Source organism: Aurantivibrio plasticivorans (assembly GCF_055392955.1).
Genome location: NZ_AP036020.1, coordinates 4,168,443 through 4,185,305, shown reverse-complemented (window position 1 = coordinate 4,185,305; position 16,863 = coordinate 4,168,443). Strand labels below are relative to the sequence as shown.

The 16,863-nt window shown below is 47.6% G+C and carries 18 protein-coding genes; 17 read left to right on the top strand and 1 reads right to left on the bottom strand.

All coding sequences use genetic code 11. The annotated features are described in order from the left end of the window. The first annotated feature begins 20 nt into the window (after window positions 1-20). From ACZ5NB_RS18845 to ACZ5NB_RS18765, 17 genes are all read left to right on the top strand, one after another. Window positions 21-626 carry a pilus assembly FimT family protein gene (locus ACZ5NB_RS18845; RefSeq protein ID WP_460234291.1) on the top strand — a complete coding sequence of 202 codons (606 nt, stop codon included), beginning with the start codon at window positions 21-23 and terminating at the stop codon, window positions 624-626. Beyond that, window positions 627-1,058 (top strand): type II secretion system minor pseudopilin GspI, encoded by a 432-nt coding sequence (gene gspI, locus ACZ5NB_RS18840; RefSeq protein ID WP_460234290.1) that lies wholly within the window; start codon window positions 627-629, stop codon window positions 1,056-1,058. Further along, the gene (gene gspJ, locus ACZ5NB_RS18835) at window positions 1,045-1,734 is read left to right on the top strand and encodes a type II secretion system minor pseudopilin GspJ (RefSeq protein WP_460234289.1); all 690 of its coding nucleotides are present in this window, start codon (window positions 1,045-1,047) and stop codon (window positions 1,732-1,734) included. The genes gspI and gspJ overlap by 14 nt, the downstream gene beginning before the upstream one ends. Continuing rightward, on the top strand, window positions 1,731-2,750 hold the full coding sequence (gspK, locus tag ACZ5NB_RS18830; protein WP_460234288.1) for a type II secretion system minor pseudopilin GspK: 1,020 nt from the start codon (window positions 1,731-1,733) through the stop codon (window positions 2,748-2,750). The genes gspJ and gspK overlap by 4 nt, the downstream gene beginning before the upstream one ends. Before the next feature lie 51 nt (window positions 2,751-2,801). Then, a complete protein-coding gene (gene gspL, locus ACZ5NB_RS18825) occupies window positions 2,802-4,037 on the top strand; it encodes a type II secretion system protein GspL (RefSeq protein WP_460234287.1) in 1,236 nt (411 codons plus the stop codon). Continuing rightward, complete coding sequence (gene gspM / locus ACZ5NB_RS18820; protein ID WP_460234286.1) at window positions 4,034-4,507, top strand: type II secretion system protein GspM; 474 nt, start codon at window positions 4,034-4,036, stop codon at window positions 4,505-4,507. The genes gspL and gspM overlap by 4 nt, the downstream gene beginning before the upstream one ends. A gap of 2 nt (window positions 4,508-4,509) precedes the next feature. Next, complete coding sequence (locus ACZ5NB_RS18815) at window positions 4,510-5,253, top strand: type II secretion system protein N (RefSeq protein WP_460234285.1); 744 nt, start codon at window positions 4,510-4,512, stop codon at window positions 5,251-5,253. A 118-nt stretch (window positions 5,254-5,371) separates the two neighbouring features. Then, window positions 5,372-6,415 (top strand): FAD:protein FMN transferase, encoded by a 1,044-nt coding sequence (locus tag ACZ5NB_RS18810; RefSeq protein ID WP_460234284.1) that lies wholly within the window; start codon window positions 5,372-5,374, stop codon window positions 6,413-6,415. 412 nt (window positions 6,416-6,827) lie between these two features. Then, complete coding sequence (locus tag ACZ5NB_RS18805; protein WP_460234409.1) at window positions 6,828-7,298, top strand: AraC family transcriptional regulator; 471 nt, start codon at window positions 6,828-6,830, stop codon at window positions 7,296-7,298. Beyond that, entirely contained in the window at window positions 7,283-9,268 is a 1,986-nt protein-coding gene (locus tag ACZ5NB_RS18800; RefSeq protein WP_460234283.1) for a tetratricopeptide repeat protein, read from the top strand. Before ACZ5NB_RS18805 ends, ACZ5NB_RS18800 begins: the two co-directional genes overlap by 16 nt. Further along, the gene (locus ACZ5NB_RS18795) at window positions 9,265-12,204 is read left to right on the top strand and encodes a tetratricopeptide repeat protein (RefSeq protein ID WP_464107718.1); all 2,940 of its coding nucleotides are present in this window, start codon (window positions 9,265-9,267) and stop codon (window positions 12,202-12,204) included. Before ACZ5NB_RS18800 ends, ACZ5NB_RS18795 begins: the two co-directional genes overlap by 4 nt. Then, window positions 12,191-12,880: a tetratricopeptide repeat protein gene (locus ACZ5NB_RS18790; RefSeq protein ID WP_460234281.1), complete on the top strand. Its 690-nt coding sequence runs from the start codon at window positions 12,191-12,193 to the stop codon at window positions 12,878-12,880. The genes ACZ5NB_RS18795 and ACZ5NB_RS18790 overlap by 14 nt, the downstream gene beginning before the upstream one ends. Before the next feature lie 18 nt (window positions 12,881-12,898). Next, a complete protein-coding gene (locus ACZ5NB_RS18785) occupies window positions 12,899-13,198 on the top strand; it encodes a hypothetical protein (protein WP_460234280.1) in 300 nt (99 codons plus the stop codon). Between the two features lie 389 nt (window positions 13,199-13,587). Then, window positions 13,588-14,250 carry a MotA/TolQ/ExbB proton channel family protein gene (locus ACZ5NB_RS18780; protein ID WP_460234279.1) on the top strand — a complete coding sequence of 221 codons (663 nt, stop codon included), beginning with the start codon at window positions 13,588-13,590 and terminating at the stop codon, window positions 14,248-14,250. Window positions 14,251-14,356: 106 nt separating this feature from the next. Then, the gene (locus ACZ5NB_RS18775) at window positions 14,357-14,893 is read left to right on the top strand and encodes an ExbD/TolR family protein (protein ID WP_460234278.1); all 537 of its coding nucleotides are present in this window, start codon (window positions 14,357-14,359) and stop codon (window positions 14,891-14,893) included. After that, complete coding sequence (locus tag ACZ5NB_RS18770) at window positions 14,890-15,447, top strand: ExbD/TolR family protein (RefSeq protein WP_460234277.1); 558 nt, start codon at window positions 14,890-14,892, stop codon at window positions 15,445-15,447. Before ACZ5NB_RS18775 ends, ACZ5NB_RS18770 begins: the two co-directional genes overlap by 4 nt. Further along, window positions 15,448-16,398 carry an AgmX/PglI C-terminal domain-containing protein gene (locus ACZ5NB_RS18765; RefSeq protein WP_460234276.1) on the top strand — a complete coding sequence of 317 codons (951 nt, stop codon included), beginning with the start codon at window positions 15,448-15,450 and terminating at the stop codon, window positions 16,396-16,398. Window positions 16,399-16,466: 68 nt separating this feature from the next. On the opposite strand, the gene ACZ5NB_RS18760 is transcribed toward ACZ5NB_RS18765, so the two are convergent. Further along, entirely contained in the window at window positions 16,467-16,835 is a 369-nt protein-coding gene (locus tag ACZ5NB_RS18760; protein ID WP_460234275.1) for a hypothetical protein, read from the bottom strand. Window positions 16,836-16,863 lie beyond the last annotated feature (28 nt).

The following is a 16,863-nucleotide window of genomic DNA, read 5'->3' as shown; positions in this document are numbered from 1 at the left end:
CTTGTTACCTGGGTTGAGTAATGGGCTGTAAAGCTGAGCGCGGCGTTACCTTGATCGAAATGTTAGTGACGATGTTTATCATCGCACTACTCTCATCATTCGTTATATTGTCGATCAATATTGAAGATCCAAATGACGTTAAATCGCAGCTCGAGAAACAGCGAGAGCAACTGCTAACGTTCGCAACGTTGGCGACAGACCGGGCGGTTTTAACCGGTGAGCCGATCGGTTTGTTAATTATGCCGCCCAATGAAGAACTTAGTTGGCGTTATGTATGGATGCGTTATCGAGGAGGCATCTGGGTCGATGCTGAAAAGCCATTAACCGGAGATAGTTTCCCCGATAATATCGAGCTGACCCTTGAAGTTGATGGTGAGCTAGTAGATTTCTACAAATTGGCAGAATTGATTAAAGAAGGTCAAGGTAATCAATTCGATAGTATCGATGATGAGTTGCAGACTCAATTGCCACCGCCAAGTATTGTGTTTTATCCAGGAGGTGAAGTTACTAATTTTTTGCTGACATTGTTTGATGCCTCCATTATCGATCAGCAACTGGTTTTAACCTCTGAGCGTACCGGTAACGTAGAGTGGTTATCGCCAGAACAAGCCTTGGAATATTTATAAATGGCTAAGCCAATTGCCAACAAACACGCTCGAGGTTTTACACTGGTTGAAGTGCTAGTGGCGTTGGCGATTGTTGCGGTAGCGTTGCCAGCGTTGATGGCGCAGATGCTTCAGCTTGTTAACGGCGGAGAATATATACGCGATAAAAACTTTGCCTACTGGGTGGCGCAAAACCAGATCGAGTCGTTGCGTGTAGAGCAGCGACTAAGTGGCGAAGTGCTTAAAGGTACGGCGACTGGTGAATCGACAATGGCCGGACGCGATTGGTATTGGGAGATTACCTCTAGCCAAGCAGAAAACCAAAAAGACTATGGTATCTGGCAACAAACAGTGTCAGTGGGTTTATCGAAAGATGACATCATGGCGACCGTGGTAGGTTACATGCGTGAAGCTCAACAGTCGTCGCAGGGTGGCGGAAATGTTCAGCCCTAGCGCAAACCGCGGGTTTACATTGATAGAGGTGCTCGTTTCGCTAGCGCTATCTGTCATGGTTGCGGGTATTGCCTACATGTTTTTTGATCGGGCCTTGGCCGTTGACGAAGCTAGTCGAGGTATTTTGGATGACGTTAGTCGGTTGGAGACAGTATGGCAAATAATGGCCACCGATGTTCATCATGTCGTTGACCGTCAGTTGCCTGCCACTTCAACAGCAATTGGAGGGAGTTCAAGCGCGCCAACTTTTTTAGGTGGCGACCCGACATTAAGTGGTACAAGTTTTTTACAGGGTGAATATTTTCTGCGGATGGTGCGCGATGGGTGGGCCAATCCATTGCGGCAACAGCGGTCTGATTTACAGCGCGTTGGATATCGTTGGCAGGATGGCCAGCTGTGGCGTGATTATTGGGCAGAGAGGAATCAGCCCTATGATAGTGAACCCACGGGTAGACGATTATTGGCTGAAGGCGTCGAAACCTTTGATATTAAATTTTTATCAGCTGAGGCAAAAACGTTAAACAATGCCACATGGTTAAACAGCTGGCCGGCGAATGCCAGTAATAGCAATAGCGGGCAAGCTCAAGGTCTTCCTGCGGCGATTGAAGTTACGATTGCAATGGGTGGGTTGGGCGATGTGAGCCGAATATTTGCAATACCGGAGGGCGTCAAGTGAAACACGCGTTTTCGGGTAGACAGCATCAACGCGGTACAGCTTTAATCTTAGCGATGATGATTGTTGTTGTCGTGACATTGCTCGGTGTGCAATTTGAAGAACGGTTTACGTTGAGTATCGCCAAAGCTGAAAATCGTTGGCATGGTTTGCAGGCGCAAAATTATTTGTTGGCGACGGAAACACTGGCAGCGCATTTTTTAGAAGACGACGCCAATAATTCGGACAACGATCATCTCGGTGAAGTGTGGGCAACTGAGGTCACGCTGCCCACGGATGATGGGATGATGGAAGTGAAGCTGGAGGATGCGCAAGGACGTTTTAACTTAAACAGCCTTGCTGCAAATTGGACGGTACCGGGTAATAACCCAAATCCGCCATTGCATTTACAGTTTTCTCCAGCCCAACGACGCTTTATACGTTTGTTGCAAATTTTTGAAGACGAACAGTTGACGCAGCAAGAAGCGATAGAAATAACTGAAGCTGTGATTGATTGGGTTGATGATGATGGTGAAAACCTAAAAGGGTTTGGTGGCGCAGAGAGTTTGTATTACAACAACTTGTCGCCTCCTTATACACCGGCCAACCAACTGTTTTTTTCAGTGAGTGAACTGCAAATGGTTAAAGGTATTACGCCAGCTTTATACCAAAAGCTCGAGCCGTTGGTGGCTGTGTTACCAGATACGAGTGCGTCGCTCAATGTGAATACGGCATTACCCGAAGTGTTGCGCTCGATTAACGATCAAAGCTTGTTGACTCCGTTGTCAGAGCAAGATGTGGCAACGATCGTTGAGGAGAGAACGCTACAAGCTTTTGAAGACGTTGCTGATTTTGCGAACAATGCAGCAATAAAAAATGCGATCCCAAATTTAGACACTAGCGACTTTGGCGTGAGCACTAATTTCTTTTTAATGCACGCAAAAACCTCGGTAGGTGAGCAAATACGTTATGTGCGCAGTGGCTTGTCGCGCACGGATGGTAAAGTGACAACCGTGTCGAGACGCTATACCAGTTACTAATATGTAGTGTAAGTAAAAAGCAAAAAATATTTTTGCGAATGAGAAAACAGCATGACAGTTAATGCATTTATACAATTGATATCCCGCAGTGACGAAGGTGGTCCTTGGTACCAATGGCGTCGTTGTGATGAATCAGGCGCATGGGTCGATGAACCACAGCAAGGTGGGCTTGATGAAATCCAGGAAGAACTCAATGGTAGTGAAATTACTTTGCTAATTGATGGGTCGAAAGTAGTCACTCAATCCGTTGGATTTTCTTCCGAAGAGCGCAAGCATCTTCGCAGCCTTGTTCCCTATGAAATCGAAGAGCAACTGGCGAGTGAGCTGGACGATTTGCATTTTGCGTTAGGGAATATAAATGACGATAAAGTAGTTACCGCCTACCTCGATAATGAGTGGCTTGCACAACAATTCGAAGAGTTGGAAAGTTGTGGCGTTGATATCATGCATGCCTTTCCAGAACCCCTGCTGCTGCCTCGCGAAGATAATGCTTGGACGCTCAGTGTTGGTGAAACCCTGAGTGTCCATTATGGTGAAGGGTTGGGCTTTTCTCTTGAGTTAGGTTTGGCAAATATTGTTTTACAGAGCCTGTGTAACGAACATCCTCTGCCGGAAGAGTTACTGCTGATTGGCGAGAATCAAGATGTTATTCGAGATCTATATGCTCGATTACCGGAAACGCTGCGGGAAAGTGTCGATCAAGAGCATACCCATACGTTAGTTGCGGACGAGTGGCAGCGTATTGCTGTCAATCATGTTGCCAGTGTCGATTTACGCCAAGGCAGCTACGCACGCCAGTTGCCGTTTAAACGTTGGTTTAAAGAGTGGCGTCCGGTTGCTATTTTGGGAGCTGTTGCATTATTTGCGTTCGTGGCAGTGAATGTCGCGCAAATTCAGGTGCTTGATAGCAAACGTGCAAAATTAATGGCACAAGGCGTCGAAGTTTATCGTCAAGTTGTGCCTGAAGGGCGTGTGCAAGACCCAGAAAAACAATTGAAGCGAAAAGTGGCCGAGTTTGAAACAACACCCAACGCAGGCAGTTTAATGGAGTTTTACAGCAAAGTAGCGCCACTCATTGCGAATAACAATGATATCTCGTTGCGAAGCCTCCGTTACACCAATCAAACCGGCGACCTTCAACTGACCCTCGAAGCGAGTAGCTACGGTAGCGTTGTCTCTTTAAGTGACGCCATTAATTCAACCGGTTTGCAGGCACGCTTGCAGAACACCAGTCAACAAGGCGGGCAGCAGCAAGCGCGCATGATAGTATCGAGGTCGACACTGTGAATTGGTTTTTACAACAATCTCGGCGCGATCAAATTGCGCTACTGATTTTGAGTATTTGTGTAGGCTTGTATTGTATTTGGATGCTCGGTGTGAAGCCTTTGGCGAATGCAAAAGTACAAGCGAATAATCGCTACGTGGCGGCGTCCGAATCTGTTGCTCGAATCAAGAGTTTAGCGGCCGCGTTAAAATATCATGAAAGTATGGCGAGCGAAGGCAATGCTCCGCAGGACATGAATATTGCCAGCTTGATTGATACAACGACCAAAGCCAACGGCTTAAGTTTTGTGACTCTAAACCCAAGTCGGAATGGTGAGGAAGCCACTGTGCGTTTTGACAACGTTGGGTTGGCAAATTTGGTTTCTTGGTTGCATCAGTTAGAAAACCAATACGAAGCCGTTGTGGAAGATCTTAATATGGTTGCCGGTAACGAAGCGGGCAAAGTCATGGCGACAGTGAGAATTAAGAAATAGTTATGCGTCGAACTCAGTGGATCATACTGCTCGTTATTTTTTGGTCGGTATTAGTGATCAAAAATATTCCTGCGCAATGGGGTGTTTGGTTCGCCAATCCACCTGCGCAAATGTCGGGTGTGTCTGGCACCTTGTGGGCAGGTAAGGCGGCGACGGTTGTCTTACCCTATCCTAACGGCGCCTTTTCATTGGGTGAATTTAGTTGGTCGTTGCGGCCTTTGTCGGTATTAACGCTCAATCCATGTGCAGAATTTATTGCCGAGTTATCTGATCAATCGATTTCTGGTGTTGCTTGCTCCACTGTTGGCGGTGATCTTGAACTGAGTGATGTTGAAATTACCGTGCCTGCGGCGGCCGCTGAAGTGTGGATGCCTGTCAGTATTCGCGGTGAATTTTTTGCCAAAATTGATACGTTGAAGATTAGCAATAATGCGATTGTGGCACTTTCGGGTCAAGGTAGTTGGAGCGATGCTCGCTATCACAACAGCCAGGTGTGGATGGATATAGGCTCTATGGCATTTGATCTGCAAGCCGATGGTGCGGGTGGTATGCGTGCAACCGTAGAGGATATTGAAGGGCCAATGGGCCTGGATATTATTTCAACCTTTTCGCTGAACGGCGCTTACGACATTCGCGGAGATATTGAATTGCGTCCGAATGCGCCACAAGAGATTGCACAGTTGCTCACGATTATTGCAAAGCAAGTGAGCCAAGACCGTTATCGATTTGAGTGGGTCGGGAGCTAATCACCTGGCTCCTCCCCTTTCACACTTCACAACACGCTGCGCATAGACATTCCGCTAGTGCCCCCTTAGCATAGCCTCTCCAAACTAACGCTACGTGACTCGCAAGCGAGCTGTTGAAATGTCTCTCCCCAAAATAAGCTGTCAGACGCTTCGATCGTCAATCCTGGTTGCCTTCATTTACTACGTTATCTTTCCCACGAATGCGTTGGCTGAATGGTATAGCGACGAGCAGTCCATTATGGGCACGTCGGTGAGCGTAAAACTATGGCATGAAGATGAAGTGAGGGCGCGCTTGGCCATCGAGGCGGTGATGTCCGAAATGCGTCGTATCGATGACACGCTGAGTCCTTATAAAGCCGATAGTGAGCTGTCTAAAGTCAATCGTGAAGCTGGATTGGCGCCGATGTCGATTTCACCGGAGCTGTCGCGCCTTATCGACAAAGCACTCTATTTCAGCCGAGCAAGCGACGGTGCTTTTGACATCAGTTTTGCCTCCGTGGGGCATCAGTACGACTATCGGGAAAAGCGTAAGCCTAGCGAGAAGCAGCGTGAGCAACTCATGAAGGCGGTGAACTACCGTTTTATCCAGCATGATAAAGTGGCTCACCGTTTGTTTTTTACGCAGCCCAATCTGCAAATTGACCTGGGTGGGATTGCTAAAGGCTATGCCGTAGATCGAGCGGCGAGTATATTGGCTCAACAGGGCGTAAAACATGCGACCGTTAGCGCGGGTGGTGACAGCCGTATTATTGGCGACAAACGCGGTGAGCCTTGGGTGATAGGGATTAAAAAACCGCGTGGTTTAGATCACACAAAGGTGACGTCAGCACGCGATGAGGTGGCAATATTATTGCCGCTAGTGAACACGGCAATATCAACGTCTGGCGACTACGAGCGATACTTTATTGACCCGGCGACCGGTGAGCGCGTTCATCATATAATCAACCCTCGTACGGGTAAGTCAGCGAGTGGAGTGGTGTCAGTCAGTATTTTAGGGCAAAACGGATTCGACACGGATCCGCTATCCACTACAGTGTTTGTACTCGGTGTTGAGAAAGGCCTGGCTTTAGTTAACCAGTTCACAGGTTTTGACTGTGTAATTATCGACGCAAAAGGTGATGTGCATTACAGCAAAGGGCTGATGCCGCCGGTCAATGATTAATGCAGGGTGAACTTTAGAAACAGCTAAAATCTTCCAATCAGCTAACTGGCCGTTGAGTTGTGTGCTACTGCGCAACCTAGATTGCCAAGAGCAATTACAATAGCGCATCGGGTGATATCAGCGGGCCAGTGTTGCACAACAAAGGTTGTGATAGACATCACACTTATCTACGATGTGCTAAGCGCTTTGAGCTGCAGCCAAGCACGGCTGCCCACCCATCGCGAGAATATAACTTAGATCCTCGATACCCATAGAAGGGTGTCGTTTGTAATTAGGAGATTGATCCATGCGAACCGCGCCAGGTCTCATTAGAGCTTGCATGCTGCTAGTACTGGTTACCGTATCTGTAGCGAGTCGTGCTCAGGTCGTAGAAGGAGACAGTGCCTCAAACCCCAATAGCGCGTCGTCTGGCATGGATTTGCCAGCGCCGGTCAGCAGTTTGAACGATGAGGCAGAGGACCTAAAGCAAGCCGTGCTTGATCTCAACCGCGATTTGCTGATTCTGGAAGAAGAGCTGCTCTATCCCGTCAATACGCAAGTCGCTATCTTCTTATCAATGGACGTTGGTGAATTCTTCTCGCTTGACTCTGTTAAGGTCACCATTGACGATAAATTGGTCGCTAGTCATCTCTATACCCCGCAGCAAGCCGATGCATTGTATCGTGGTGGTGTTCAGCGTTTATATATCGGCAACCTCCGAACTGGGGAACACGAAGTTACGGCGGTATTTACTGGGAAAGGACCATCGAATCGCGATTACAAACGCGGTGCAACAATTACTGTCGACAAAGAGCTAGATCCTAAGATGATCGAGCTACGCATTGTTGACTCAACTACCAAACTTCAACCGGTGTTCGATATAAAAGAATGGCAACTGCAATAAGGCCCACGCTGCGCGGGTTGGTTGCCGGACTTTTTTGCACAGTAGCGATTAACCCTGTTTACGCTGATAAACCCCTCTCCTCCGTTGCGGATCTTCGCTACGGTGTAACGCTTTACGAGTATTACCAAGGCAATCATTTCGAAGCCCTGACCGAGCTGATGGTGGCCGAGCAGCACGACGGCATTCAAGGCCATGCCGACAACCCCAAGCTAATTGAAGGCGGCATCAGTCTCGCGTTTGGCATGGAGCAGAAAGCGGGTAACATTTTTACTGAATTACTCAAATCGGATGGCGATAACCTTCGACCTCTCGAAGTTCGTAATGCAGCCTGGTTTTATCTTGCAAAACTACGTTACCTGCGTGCGGATTGGAACGGGACAGAAGCTAGCTTTTCAAAAATCAGCGGCGATATCGAAGAAGATGAGTTAACCGCCGAGCTGGAAGCGTTGCGCATCAGTCTTGCCATTCGCCGCAATGACTTGGACGCGGCCCAAGAAGCCATGGATGATGCAGATCATATTAGGGACTGGCGGCATTATCTGTACTACAACATGGGCAATGCCTACAGTCGTGCGCAGCGATACGATGAAGCGCAACGTTATTATGATCGATTAGAAAAATTAGAATTCAGCGAAAGCCCTGTTGTGCGCGAAGAGCAACTTGTACTTTACGACAAAGCGCTGACAGCTGCGGGTTATGCCCACGTATTAGCCGGAGAGCCAGAAGATGCCATCGATGAATTTAAACAAGTTCGACTCGATTCGCGGTTTTCTAACCAAGCATTACTAGGGTATGGCTGGGCGGAATTTGAACGTGGTAAATATTCGCGCGCTTTACGCCCTTGGCAGGTATTAGAAAAGCGTGCCTTGATTCATCCTTCGGTTCAGGAAGCGACCATCGCTGTTCCCTATACCTACGAAAAAATGGGCGCAAACGGTCAGGCTCTATTGTCTTATCTCGATGCCGAAGGTGCGTTTCTTAAAGAAATTGAACGCATCGACCAAGTACTGCTAGATATAGAGCAGCTGGATTTGTTGTCGGCGCTAAAAATTGAAGATGTTGATAATCGCAACTGGCTGTTGATTGATGAAGACACGGGAGTGCAGCCTCATCTGACGTACTTAGTGGAATTATTTTCACGCAATGAATTTCAAGCATCGGTTCAAGAGCTTCGTGACCTGTTGCATATCGAAAAGCAACTGGGTCTATGGCTAGATCGTATCGATGCATACGACTACATGCTGCAACAGCGAGAAGTCAATCGAGAGCAACAATTACAGCGCTTGGCCCAGCGTAACCTGCGAGAGAAAGTCGAGGAATTAGATAAGCGTCGTGCTGTATTAAAAGCACAAATGAATAATATTGTTGAAAATAATCGCTACTTCACACTGGCTGAAGGTCTCGATGCCGATAACTATGAAATAGTGCAGAGTATTGCTGCCAATTTGGAAAAGCTAGAGCGCGCTGGCGAACCTGTCGCCGAGTATCGGGAAATGTATCGTCGTTTTTATGGCTTACTGTATTGGCAGGCGAGCGAAGATTTCTCTGAGCGCAAATGGCAAATAGAAAAACGCATTAATGTGATTGACAAGGGGCTTGAGCAAGCACAAAAGCAGTTAGAGCGTTTTGATAGTATTCGGTCAGAAGCACCTGATATTTTGCCTTATCGCAATCGGTTGGCTGATCTCAACATACGATTAGATACTCAAGCATTGCGCGCAATCGAAGCGGTGGAAATGGCCGAGAATACATTGCGTGGCGCAATCGCAGACGAGCTTAATAAACAAAAGCGCCGTCTACAGCATTACTTATCGCAAGCAAGGTTGTCAGTTGCTCGTTTATACGACATCACCGCGAATCCGCAACCGCTGGGTACTGACGATGAAACGGATCAGAAAGCCAGTGACGACAGCGAAGAGCAACCTAAAGCCGACGATACTGTAGCTCCAGCAGAAGGAGATGCAGCGTGAAAATATTGAATGTTCAGCCGTCATCGCATCGCCTAACGGTAAAACGTAGCCTACTCGCAACCGCCATAGCCGCGAGTGTTTTATTAAGTGGTTGTAGTTGGTTGGCCGGTCCAGAAGATGAATACATAGGCGATACCTTATCGGAGTTAGAGCCTGCGCGTATGCCCGATATGGACGTCGAAGTCCCTAAGATTGCGCTAGAAGAAATAGAAGAGAATTATCATCGCGCGCTCGATGTTGCTTCTGATGATGAAGTGCGTCGAAAAATTTTGATTCGCTTGGCGGGTTTACAAATGATCCGTAGCGAACAAAATCAATTAGATGCGACGGAGCCGGGTCAGCACTTCACTGATGCAATTTCGATGTATAACGAGTTGATTGAGTTGCAGGCGGGTCGACCAGGTCGAGATAAATTACTATACCAATTGTCGAAAGCCTATGCGTTAGAAGGCATGGTTGACGAGTCTGCGGCAACTCTTGATCGTTTAGCAATGGAATACCCTGATTCCCCCTACATTGCGGAAGCGCAGTTTCGACGGGCAGAGCGCGCATTTAGTGCCAACGATTATGCCGCCGCCGAAAGTTTCTATAGCAGTGTAGCCGACGCGCAACAGCGCTCACCTTTCCAAAACAATGCGACTTACATGCTGGGGTGGTCTCAATTCAAGCGCAGCCGGTACGTCGATGCCATTGATTCGTTTACGCGTGTGCTTGACGATTTAATGATGGGACGAAGTGAAATCGGCGACCTTGAAGAGTCATCACGCAACCTAGCAGAAGATACTTTGCGGGTAATGAGTTTGACGTTCTCATACCTCGATGGTGCGCGATCTATTTACGATACCTACCCCGCAGATCAAGAGCGTGCGTTTAATCATTTGATTTATGAACGCTTGGGTAACTTTTATTTAGAGAAAAAACGTTATCGCGATGCGGCAGATACTTACAGTTTCTACGTCGAGAAATTTCCTAATTCAGATTATGCCCCACGATTTAGTGCGCGCATCATCGATGTTTATGACGAAGGTGACTTCCCAAGTTTGTTGCTGCCTGCTAAACAAGACTTCGTCAATAATTATGGTATTCGCAGTCAGTTCTGGGCGAGTAAACCAGTAGCGATTCAAGATTCGTTACTAGGTTATTTACACGTCTACCTTGAAGAGCTGGCTAAATACGAACATTCGCAAGCGCAGGCTGCGGCAAAACCGCCGGAAAAAGAACTATCGAATCGCGAATTGAAAAAGCGCCAAGAAGAATCTGTTGAGCATTACGCGGCCGCAGCGCGCTATTACGAAGAATTTATCGAAACCTTCCCTCAAGATGAAAAAACACCAAACATGGTTTTCTTGTTGGGTGAATCCTATTATGAGTCTGGCCAGTTAGCCAACGCTGTGGCGGCCTACGAACGAGTAGCCTATGAATTTCTCGATGAGAAGCAAGGCGCAGAAGCAGGCTACTCGGCAATTCTTGCGCTCAATGAACTCATCGAAGCCAATGCTGGTAGCAACGATCCGGCTAAACAAGAAGCGCATGCGGCATGGCAAGTTCATCACACCAATAGCTCAATTTCCTTTGCCGATTATTACCCAGATGATGAGCGGGCACCGAAAGTATTGGCACAAGGCGCACAACAGCTGCTCGCCCAGGGTGAAAATGTACGAGCGATTGATGCGGCTACTCGTTTAACGGTTTGGCAGCCTGCGCTCGATGGCAAACTTCAAAAAACGGCATGGTTGGTGATTGGACAGGCGCAATTTGATTTAGCAGCCTACGCGGAATCTGAGTATGCCTACCGACAAGTACTAGCCATGATGCCAGCTCCTCAGCCAGGTCAGCCCGCTCCACCTGTGGCTGATGGCCCGACTCGTGCACAAGTGATTGATCGCATTGCAGCAAACATGTTTAAACAGGCTGAGCAGCAATTGGCATTAGAGAATAAAGCAGGTGCGGTTGATCAGTTGCTGGCTATTAGCCAATTGTCCCCAGGTACTGACATTGCCATCAGTGCTGAATACGATGCGGCGACCTACCTGATGGACTTGGAGCGGTGGAGCGAAGCAGAACAGGTGCTTGTGCGCTTTCGAAACAATTACCCAACTCACGAGTTAGCGAAAAACTTATCGCCCAAATTAGTGGTGATCTATCAGGCGTTGGAGCAATGGCAGGCAGCGGCAAATGAATTGAGCGTGATGGCGCAAAACGACAGTGACCCGGATGTGCGGCGCCAATCGAAGTTTTTGGCGGCGGAATTGTATGAGCAAAGCGGCAATTTAAACAATGCGATACTCGCATACCGGGATTACGCGAATAACTATCGCGAACCTTTCCCACAAATGATTGAAGCGCAGTACAAGCTGGTTGAGCTTTATGGCAAAACCGGTGATATGGGCAAACGACGCTACTGGCAGAACGAAATTATCAAAGCCGATGCTAGAGCCGGTGCAGCGCGTACCGACCGCTCTCGTTACTTGGCTGCGGAAGCGCACAACGAGAAGTCAGATGAGTTGTATCAAACATTTGTTTCGATTCCGCTTAACTTGCCCTTGAAGAAAAGTCTTGATCGTAAGCGTACAGCCTTAGACCGCGCGCTGAAATCTTACGAAACCTTGATTGAATATGGTGTTGCGGATTTTGCAACCCAGGCTAATTACCGTATTGGCCAGATTTATGTGCAATTAAGTCAGGATCTTTTAAATTCTGAAAGGCCAAAAGACCTCGATGAGCTAGCGCTAGAGCAGTACACGATATTGTTAGAAGAGCAAGCTTACCCATTTGAAGAGCAGGCGATTGAAATCCATGAAGCCAATGCCCAGCGCAGCTGGGATGGCGTGTACGATAATTGGGTGAAAGATAGCTTCGCCGCGCTCGCGAAATTATTACCGGCACGCTACAACAAAAAAGAAACCGTGGTGGAGTATGACGATGCTATCCATTAAATCGACTCGACTGAATACGGCACTGGTTTTGAGTAGCGTTTTATTACTCGCTGCGTGCAGCGGTACGCCGAAAAAGGTATCGCGAGATGAAGCACCTGTCGACCTCACCGAGGGAATGATTGCTGATGCACCCGCCGGTTTGGATTTAACAGCGCCGGATCAAGATCCCTATCTGGCCCAGGAGATTGACGTTCCCGGTGCTGCTCGATCATCATTTGTGGCTGCTAAAGCTGCCATTGAGGACCAGGATTGGGTGCGAGCCGAAGTGCTACTTCAAGAGTTAACGGTGAACTACCCGGCGCTCTCTGGACCGTTTTTACAGTTGGGTAAAGTATACAAAGCACAAGACAAATACAGTGACGCTGAGGTGGCTTATCAAGGCGCGATAGCCGCCAACGCCGCCAACTTGGCTGCCTATAATCAACTGGCGCTATTGTTGCGAGAGCAAGGCCGATTTGCTGATGCAGAGGGATATTACCTGCAAGCGATTCAAGTCTGGCCGAAACACGCAGCGAGCCACAAAAACCTTGGAATTCTTTACGACCTATATTTAGGTAAGTGGCAGCAAGCCCTTGAGCACTTTGAAATCTACCAGTACTTGCAACAGCCTGAGCCAGATAGGCAAGTCGCTGGGTGGATTATCGACCTCAAACGCCGTGTACCTGTTGAGCCTTAACCAATGCAAGGAGTCATCATGAAGTGGCAAAAGCTGACAATTTTGGGCGCTTTTTTCGCTGCGCTGCTGGCTGTTGTGATGCCATCTTTAGCGCAAGACAACACCGTGTCACTGAGTACGACGATTACAGGTAACCAGGAGCAACCACGTGTGCTTTACATAGTGCCTTGGCGCTCTGTCAACGACTCTGAGCTTGAAGAATCGACCATTCAAAGCCAGGTCAACCTGGTTTTTGGCCATATTGAGAAAATAGAGCTGCAGCGCGAGCTGTCTTACATGGAAAACCTCGAGAAAAAAACCAAAAAAAAGTCGAAGTAATGGCGTTATGATCGCCTGACCTTTTGCCGCTTAGTTCACACTTCACACCTTTAGTTTCTTTTTTTGAGAACTGTGCCCACACGAGTCATGAGATGGGCACAAGAATTGAATATCTTAAGAGAAGACAATAACTTAGTGCCGTTTTTTGAAGTAGTTTTGATCAAAAAATATGCGCAAAGTAGATAATCTACCAGCCTGCCAATAGCAACGCGTTGTCGCAATATTGACGCAACCATCGCAGCAACCAAAGACGGTTGCTTTGAGTAGGCCAGTTTCGAACATCGTAGAGGAAGACGAGCTTTCACACGGCTCCCCTAGGATCTTTGACTACTACCTTGGGCCATCGTCTAAGGTTGTATTAATCATGTTAATTTTTGGAGGCAAAATTAATGAGCGTTATCAATACCATTCTTCGGTTCTTTCAAGACGGCGGCGCTTTCATGTACCCCATCGCCATTGTGTTGGTTATCGGTTTAGCCGTAGTCATCGAGCGCTGGTTATTTCTAACTTACGCCAAAGGTGCTAATCGTCGCGGCTTTGAGCGTGTTATGCCGTTGTTACAAAAGCGCGACTACCGCGGTGTACTTGAGGTCGCACGCAGCTCTAATGCACCGGTGGTGCGTATGATTGCGGCGGGTGTTGCACGTATGGACAGTTCACAGCGTCGTGATGACATCGAATTAGCGATGGAAGAAGGCGTTATGGAAGCGACGCCACGTCTCGAAAAGCGCACCAACTATTTAGCGACATTAGCTAACATCGCGACGCTACTGGGCTTGCTGGGTACGATTATCGGTTTGATTGCGGCATTTACTGCGGTAGCGGATGCGGACCCTACTGAAAAAGCGTCACTCCTATCAAAAAGTATTTCGGTAGCGATGAACACTACGGCATTCGGTTTGATGTCGGCGATTCCATTACTGATTTTCCATTCGTTATTGCAGACCAAAACAATGGAAATTGTCGATAGCTTGGAAATGGCTGGTGTTAAATGCTTGAACATGATGTCTAGCGCAAAAGCGATGGCGAGCAAAACACGCCAAAACGACTAAGCAAACCGTCATTTTAAAAGCCGAGGTGCCGACTTCTCTTGCTTGAAAGAGACAAGCCTTGCGAAGGTAAGCGCACCCAAATCGCGACGATTTTATAGGTTTACTCATGAGACGCATGAATCGCCACAAGTACACCGAAGTCAAAGAACTGGACATTACCTCGTTCATGAATCTCATGATCGTATTAGTGCCAGTACTGTTGATGAGTATGGTGTTTTCGCACATCACCGTGCTTGACCTGAAACTGCCCGATGGGGCCGCCTCCCCCGAATCGGCGCAGGAAGAACAGGAAAAGCAATTGGAGTTGGTGATTACACCTGACTACATGAACTTAAACTATCCAGCGGGTACGCACCTAAAACGTATCGAGAAAAAGGATGGTGAGTACGACTACAAATTTTTGTCAGTTGTATTGCAAGAGCTGAAACGTCAATTACGTGAAGCTGGCATCGATAAAAAAGATATTCTCGTACTCTCCCAACCCGATACCGACTACCAAACATTGATTAGTGTGATGGACACCGTCCGCTCGTTCCAAGCGGTTGTCGCCGCCAATGTTGTGGAAGCTGAGTTATTTCCGGAAGTCTCGTTAGGTGATGCGCCAGTGAGCGATGAAGTCGCCGCAGTAGGAGGTGCACAATGAAGCAGTCAATGCGTGCACGCCGAATGGAGCGACATCACAAACGCTCGAAAAACCAGTCGAAGTTAAACCTCGTGTCATTGATGGATATTTTTACCATTCTGGTTTTCTTCTTGCTGGTTAACTCGTCGGATGTGGAAATATTGCAAACCAACAAATCCATTGAGTTACCACAATCGATCTCTGAACAACGCCCTGATACCACACTTGTTGTTACGGTCAGCCAGGAAAACATTGTGGTGGCTGGTCGCGCTGTGGCTACTATTGCCGAAATCACGTCCAGTGAAGAGAACGATATTCCCGGCTTAACTAAAGAGCTAAAGTACCAGGCGGAGCGCGCTGGTCCTCTTCCGGAAGACAAGCAGCAACAAGGTCGCCCAATTACCATCATGGGTGACAAAGAGGTCCCCTACACCGTCCTGAAAAAAATCATGACGACCTGTGCAACCAATGAATATCGCAACATCTCGCTGGCCGTCAGCAAAGTGGGTAAAGAACCCGTTGATGCAAACGCCGCTAGTACCGAAGATCTTGCTGCGATTAATGTGGGGGAATAGATGCTAATACTACAAGCCCCCAATTTACAGTTACCCTGGTATTCATCGATTGATGAAGATAACCGGTTTAAAAAATACCTCAAAGTTGCGGTTGGTATTTTCTTGGTGGTCGCTATAGCGATTCCGTTTATTCCTGTCCCTGAGCTTACGCGGGAAGAACGTGAAACCTTGCCGCCAGCGTTAGCAAGAGTCGTTTTAGAGAAAAAGGAAATTCCTAAGCCGCCACCGCCACCTCCTCCACCTAAACCCAAAGAGGAAGAGAAGCCAAAGCCGGTTGAAGAAAAGCCTAAGCCCGTAGAGAAAAAACCTGAGCCGAAAAAGCCTGAACCACAACCAGCGAAAATTGTGGAAGCTAAAGAAAAGGCAGCGAAAAGTGGCTTGTTGCAATTCAAGGATGACTTAGCGGATATGCGCGAGTCGCTGGATATGGCTAAGGTAAATACAGGCAAATTGACACGCGGCAAAGCTGATGCGGCAAAAGTCGATCGTTCAGTTATTACCAGTGGAGCAAAATCTACTAGTGGTGGAGTGAATACCGCAGCCCTTAGCCGTGATACCGGTGGTGTTGCGTTAAGTGGTCGTGAAACCACGGTTGTGGATAGTGAGCTAGCTTCTCGAACTGGTAAAGGTAACGAAGGCTCAGCGTCATCCGGAGGTGGAACGGTACGTAGTGACGAAGAAATTCGTCAAATTATGGATCGTAACAAAGATGCAATATTTGCAATTTACCATAGAGCCTTACGTCGAAACCCCGGCTTGCAAGGTGAGGTGGTGGTGAAAATTACCATCGAAGCTACCGGTCAAATATCAGCTGTCTCGATTATCTCCAGTCAGCTTAACGACCCAAGTTTGGAGTCACGCATATTGTCGCGCATACGTTTGATCTCTTTTGAGGCTACAAACAAAGCGAAAACAATCGTGAACTACACGTTTAACTTCTTACCTTACTAACTGTTTTCTAGATTTTAGTCAGTCACATAGATAATAGTTATTTTTAACCCAGCCTAGGCTGGGTTTTTTTATGGCGCGAAAGGGCTGCTTATTGCTACTTTGGCGCCGCACCAATAACAATTAGCACGTTGCTTTGATATTTGTCGGTTGCAGTCAGGGCAGGTGGTCAGATGTGTCTTCACCAGCTTGCCATCAAGCTTCCCATCCCGAAGATCTATTTCATTCATTTTTGTTAGTAAGTGATGCTCTGTTAGCCCATGTTTTTCACTTACTATTTCCCACATCGCCTGGTTGGCAAGAACCAATGTGTCTATTTGATTGCGAAGGTGGGTGATGCCTTCTAGATTTGCATGGGACATCACTTCAGATTTTTCGGCTCGATAACCTGCCTCGCTAATTTTCTTATATTGGAAGATTTCCCAGAATGTGCCCAGCATAGTGCCTCCTTGAATATTACAGAAAATA